This is a genomic window from Dietzia sp. DQ12-76 (genome assembly GCF_014145045.1).
Lineage (GTDB): Bacteria > Actinomycetota > Actinomycetes > Mycobacteriales > Mycobacteriaceae > Dietzia.
On record NZ_JAALDV010000258.1, the window covers coordinates 1 to 6,157 of the forward strand.

Here is a 6,157-nt window from a genome sequence, read left to right on the forward strand (position 1 = left end):
ATCGGGGCCTGGACCACCGAGAGCCTGCACCGGAGTCACGGGTTGGTCGCCACCCGGGAGGAACTGGTCCGGCTCCTGTCGGAGTTGACGGATCATCACGCCCGCGCGGCACTGGCTCCCCTCGCGGCCGACCGGCGCAGCGAACTCGGCGAGGCGTTGGTCGGGGGTGGTCAGGTGGCCTCGGCCGGGCAGGCACTGGCCGATGCGGTCCGCGAGTTCGGTCGCGCGGCTGCGGCGAAGGACGTGGACGTGGTCTTCCGCGTGGTCGAACCGTCCGACGACGACACGGCGGGCGGGGGCACTGTGGACGGGGACACGGTGGACGGGGACACGGTGGACGGCGCCACCGTCGGGGGTCGCGCGGAGGAGTCCTCGGACGTCGGCGTCGTCTGGCGGTTCCAGGTGCTCGTCCGGACGGGCGCGGATTCGCTCCGTCCGTTCTCCGATCTCGCCGACACCTCCTCGGTGGACGGGCCCGTACGTGATGTGGTGGCGCGGGCGGTCCGCTCGTGGCCGCCGCTGTCCCGCGCCACCCAGGCGGCCGGCGCTCCCGATCTGCTGCTCCCGACCGACCTCGTGGTCGACCTGGTCGACGAGGGCGTCGAGGCGCTCCGTGGCCGTGGGATCGAGGTCCTCCTCCCGAGATCCTGGACGAGGGTCAGAACCGCGGTGAGGGCGACCGTCACGGAGCCCGGGACCGAGTCGGTGGACTCGGGGCACCGACTCGGGCTCGAACAGCTGGCGGATGTGGACTGGGAGCTGGTGGTCGACGACAGCCCGCTGGACGCCACCGAGGCCCGGATGCTGCTCGACGCCGCCTCGGATCTGGTCAAGCTCCGTGGACAGTGGGTCCGCGCCGATCCCGGCGCGCTCCGACGGGCGGCTCGCTTCCTCGCGGCCAGGCGAGGTCAGAGGACGACAGCCCCGGCTCTCGTCGCGGCACTGATGTCCGACGAGGCGGAGGGCGTCGAGGTCGAGGCGCCCACCACCCTCGACTGGATCCCCTCGTCGTCGTCGCCGATCGCGCTGCCGGAGTGGTTCCGGGCCTCCCTGCGGCCGTATCAACTGGACGGCGTCAGGTGGCTCGCGGCCCTCTCGCGGGCCGGCACCGGCGCGGTCCTGGCCGACGACATGGGGCTCGGCAAGACGATGCAGGTCCTCGCGCTCACGGCGACCGAACACGCGACCGGGGGGTCCGGTCCCACCCTGGTGGTCGCGCCCCTGACCCTGGTGTCCACGTGGGAGCGTGAGGCCTCGAGGTTCGCCCCGGAGCTCCGGGTCCACGTCCACCATGGTCAGGGACGCGGCCGGGGGGAGGGCGCCGCCGCGCGGATGACGGACTCGGATCTCGTCCTGACCTCCTATGGAACGGCCACCCGGGACGTCGACCTGCTGTCCGGGGTGGAGTGGCGACGCGTGGTCGCCGACGAGGCCCAGACCGTCAAGAACCCGGCGACCGCGGTGTCCCGCGCGATCCGCTCCATCCCCGCCCGGCACCGGATCGCGCTCACCGGGACCCCGGTGGAGAACAGGTTGGACGAACTGCGGGCGGTGTTCGACTTCGCCAACCCTGGGTTGCTCGGGTCGGCCAGCACCTTCCGCGCCCGGTTCGCGGTCCCCATCGAATCGCACAGAGACGAGGCCGCGGCCACCCGGTTGCGCGCCCTGGCGGCCCCGTTCGTCCTGCGTCGGCTCAAGTCGGACCCGGCCGTGGCCGCGGATCTCCCGGCCAAGCAACACATCAGGGTCGACGCCCCCCTGACCCGTGAGCAGGCGACGCTGTACCAGGCGGTCGTCGAGGACATGATGGAGCAGGTCAGGGAGTCTGAGGGAGCGTCCCGCAAGGGTGCGATCCTGTCCGGTCTCAGCGCGCTCAAGCAGGTCTGCAACCATCCTTCGCACTATCTCGGGGACGGGTCCTCGCTGCTGCGGGGTGGGCGACACCGGTCCGGCAAACTGGCGGCACTGGACGAGGTCCTCACCGAGATCCTCGACGCGGGGGAGAAGGTCCTGTTGTTCACCCAGTACCGGGCTTTCGGGGACCTCATCCTCCCGCTGCTCGAGCGTCGCGCGGCGACAGGGGTGCCCTTCCTCCACGGGGGCGTCACCGCAGGCGGTCGGGCGTCGATGGTCGAGGTGTTCCAGAGCCCGCAGGGGCCGCCGCTGATGCTCGCGTCACTCCGGGCGGGCGGGACCGGGCTCACGCTGACGGAGGCCAACCACGTGGTGCATCTGGACCGGTGGTGGAACCCCGCCTTGGAGAACCAGGCGACCGACCGGGTGCACCGGATCGGTCAGACCCGTCCCGTCCAGATCCGGACCCTCGTGGCCCCGGGGACGGTCGAGGACCGCATCGACGAGCTGCTCGAATCCAAACGCGAGCTGGCGGATCTGACACTGGGGCCCCTCGCGGGCGTGCTCACCGACCTCACCGATGCGGACCTCGCCTCTCTCGTCGCGCTGACAGGCGAGGGGAGGGACGACGAGTGAGCCGGCGGGGTGCGGGCGGGGGGGTGGGCATCCCCACCAGGTCGAGGGCCGGCGCGTTCGGGACGCACATGTGGAGTCGCCGGTGGTCCTCGGACATCGAGTCCGGTGCGACCCGCGGCGAGGTGTCCCTCGGCCGCAGGGATGCGCGCGAGGGACGGGTGCTCTCGCTCGAGCACTCGGGCCGGATCGTGCGATGCGACGTCGACGGAAGCCAAGCGGACCCGTTCACGGTGGAGTTCGAGTTCTCCCCGCTCGACACCAAGGACACCGAGGCTCTGCGGGTGGCGCTCCGGGGCGAGGACGGGGGAGTTCTGCGCGCGCTCGCCGGTGAGTTCTCCGACACCGTCGGGTTCCTGCTGCTCCCGGCGGTCCACGGTGCCACCCGGTTCACGTGCCGCTGTCCGGTACAACCCGGCCCCTGCCGGCATGTCCTGTCCGCCGCTTACGTCCTGGTGGAGTGGTGGGACGCCACACCCGAGGTGATGTTCGCGCTCCGGGGACTGAGCGCCGGGGCGGTCGGCGCGGTGCTGGGAGGGCACGCCGAGGGGGACACCGGCGCGATCGCGTTCGATGTGGAGGACGGCCTGTGGGGGCGTGATCCGCTGCTCCCCGCGCTTCCCACACCGGCCCCGGCAGGTCTCGAGGACCTGCTCGACGCGCCGGTCACCAGGAGACTCGCCGCCGCGGCGACCGGGGACCCGCTCGAGCAGTTGCGTGTGGTGGCCGACCTCGAGGACTTTCTCGATGCCTTCACCCGGTACCGGTACCCGTGATCGGCGCACCCGGGGTGCATCCCGAGGAGACCGTGTCGGAGCGTCGACCTACGATGCGGCCATGGACAGGCGACGGGGCGGCGGCATGATCCGATTCCTTCATTCGGCGGACTGGCAGTTGGGGATGACCCGGCGATTTCTCGGTACGGAGTCGCAGGCGGTGTACACCGCGGACCGTCTCGCCGCGGTGGCGTCGCTGGGGGATCTGGCCGTCGAGCACGGCGCCGAGTTCGTCGTCGTCGCCGGTGACGCGTTCGAGGACAACGCGGTCCCCCGCTCGATCGTGCTCCGTGCCGCGGAGGTTCTCGCCGCCTTCCCCGTGCCGGTGCTGATCCTTCCCGGAAACCACGACCCGCTCGACGTCTCCTCGGTCCTGCGGTGTCGGGACTTCTCATCGGCGGTGGAGGGCGGGGCCGTCACCGTCCTCTGCGACTCCGACCCCGTCGAGGTGCGTCCCGGAATCGAGGTGGTGGGGGTCCCGTGGACCTCGAAACGCCCGGATCCCGCCCGGCTTCCCGCTCTTCTCGGCGACCTCGAACCGACGGACAACCTGAGAGTGCTCGTCGCACACGGCGGTACCGATGAGGTCTACGGCGGAGACTCACCGTCCGTCGAGGCCATCCGCGTCGCGGACCTCGAGGCCGCCGTCGGGTCGGGTCTGGTCGACTACGTGGCGCTCGGCGACAGGCATTCCGTCACCCGTGTAGGGGCAGGCGACCGGATCTGGTACCCGGGCAGCCCGGAGACCACGGCCTTCGATGATGTGGAGAAGGCGTCCGGTCATGCACTCCTCGTCGAGCTCGGGGCGGAGGGGTCGACCGGTGGCACGGGCAGTTGCCTGGTCACACCGGTGCGGACCGGGCGATGGTCGTTTCTCGCGATCACCGCGGAAATCGAGACCGACTCGGACCTCGACGCGCTCGCCGAGGGCATCGAGGCCGTACGGGACAAACCCAGGACGGTCCTCAAACTGGGTCTCACCGGGACCGTGGACGTGGCCCTGCGCGCCAGGATCGACGATCTCCTGGAGACGTGGGCGGAATTGTTCGCGGCGGCCTACCTGCGGGAGCGGCTCACGCATCTCGTGGTCCGCGCCGACGACTCGGACTTTGCCGGGATGGTCGACGGTTACGCCGAGCGTGCCGTGCAGGACCTCGTGGGGTTGGCGGCTTCGGACGGATCGGACTCCGAGGACGCGGGCAACGCTCTCAGTCTGCTCCACCGGCTCGTGGACGGAGGCAACCGATGATCCTGCACCGACTCCGTGTCGAGGACTTCCGTGGGGTGGCCCGGGAGGAGGTGCAGGTGCCCCCTCGCGGTGTGTTCGTGATCGAGGGCCCCAACGAGTCCGGGAAGACGAGCCTCATGGACGCGCTGGAGATGCTCCTCGAACACAAGGCGTCCTCCGGGCGGGCGGAGATCAAGGCGGCCAGCCCGGTGGGCCGTGACGTTCCGGTGGTGGTGGAGGCGGAATTCACCGTGGACCGCGAGCGGATGCGGTACCGCAAGGAATTCGTCCGCGGAAAGCGCACCACGCTCGAGTTCCCCGAGTCGGCGAAGGTGGCACTGACGGGCGACGACGCCCACGACTACGTGCGGGACGTCCTCGACCGCAGGGTCGACAGGTCTCTGTGGAGGGCTCTCCGCATCGCCCAGGACGAACCCATCGGCCAGGTGGAGGCGGGCAAGGGGATGGAGTCGCTGAGGCGAGCCCTGGACACCGCAGCCGGTGGCGCCGATCCCACCGGCGACGACACCCTGCTCACGCGGGTCGCCGAGGAGCGTCACCGCTATCTCACGGCGCGACGGGGAGAACCGACCGGTGACCTCGCGCGGTCCGAGACCAGGCTCACTGACGCACGGTCCGCCCTGGCCGAGGCCAGGGCGAGACTGGCCGAGCTCGATGCCGCGGTGACCGAACACGCCCACCACTCGGCCGTCCACGCCAGCCGTCGTTCCTCCCTCGAGGCCGTCGAGCTGGAGGTGGCGCGATTGGAGGAGTCGGGACGGTCGGTGGACCGGTTACGGGAGGCACTGAGAGCTGCGGAGGCCGAGGTCGACCGCGCCGCGGCCGCGTACGATGCGGCGACCCGGCTCCAGCGGGAGCGCGCGAGCCTCATCGCGCTCCGCGGGGAGGCGGTGATCCGGGAAACCGAGCTGCGCGATGCCACCGAGGATGCGGCGCGGCGACTGGAGCCGGCCGAGAGCAGGGCGAGTGAGGCGCGAGCTGCCCTGGAGGCGGCCGAGGAACGGGTCACCAGAGCTCGCAGACTGGCCGACGCGGATCGGGACGCTCGCGAGCAGGCTCGGCGTCGCGCGGACCTGTCGGGCCTCGATTCTCTTCTCGAGACCCTCGGTTCTGTCGGGCGGGAGCTCGCCGCTACCGAGGCAGAGCTCGCGGCCATCGACCTCCCCGGCGGCACCGTCGACCGGATCCGCGCCGCGGAGGCATCCTTACGCGAAGCCGTGGTCCGGAGCGCGGCCAGCGCCCCGACGGTGACAGTTGCCGGCGAGGGGACGGCCCGCATCGGCGAGGAGACGATCGATGCGTCCGTGGGCTGGGAGCGCGAGATCGTCGAGGACACCGTGTTCCGGGTGGGAACGGTGTCGCTGACCGTCGTCCCCGCCGGGGACACCGACGCCGTCCGCCGCGCGGAGTCGACGGCCAGGGCCCGCCTCGAAGAGTTACTGCTCGATTGTGGCTGCGCTTCGCTCGCCGAGGCGGAGACGCGCGAACGACGGGCCGAGGGACTCCGGGCCGACCTCGCGGCGCACCGGCGACGCAGGGCCGACCTGCTCAACGGGGACACCCCCGAAGACCTGGCCCGACGTCGGGAGGCCCTCGCCGCGGCGGTGGCGTCTCATGAGGATGCGCCTGCGGACTCGACCGACGG

General features: G+C 71.5%; 4 protein-coding genes. All 4 read left to right on the forward strand.

Going from position 1 to position 6,157, the window contains the following annotated elements:
• Positions 1 to 2,490: DEAD/DEAH box helicase (locus tag G6019_RS09560; protein WP_182627491.1), on the forward strand; the 2,490-nt coding region annotated here is incomplete at its 5' end.
• Positions 2,487 to 3,263, forward strand: a complete 777-nt coding sequence (locus tag G6019_RS09565) for a hypothetical protein (RefSeq protein WP_309230201.1) — start codon at positions 2,487 to 2,489, stop codon at positions 3,261 to 3,263. The genes G6019_RS09560 and G6019_RS09565, both read left to right, overlap by 4 nt.
• Before the next feature lie 61 nt (positions 3,264 to 3,324).
• Positions 3,325 to 4,512 carry a metallophosphoesterase family protein gene (locus G6019_RS09570; RefSeq protein WP_182612815.1) on the forward strand — a complete coding sequence of 396 codons (1,188 nt, stop codon included), beginning with the start codon at positions 3,325 to 3,327 and terminating at the stop codon, positions 4,510 to 4,512.
• On the forward strand, positions 4,509 to 6,157 hold a 1,649-nt coding region (locus tag G6019_RS09575), incomplete at its 3' end, for an ATP-binding protein (RefSeq protein ID WP_182627492.1). The genes G6019_RS09570 and G6019_RS09575, both read left to right, overlap by 4 nt.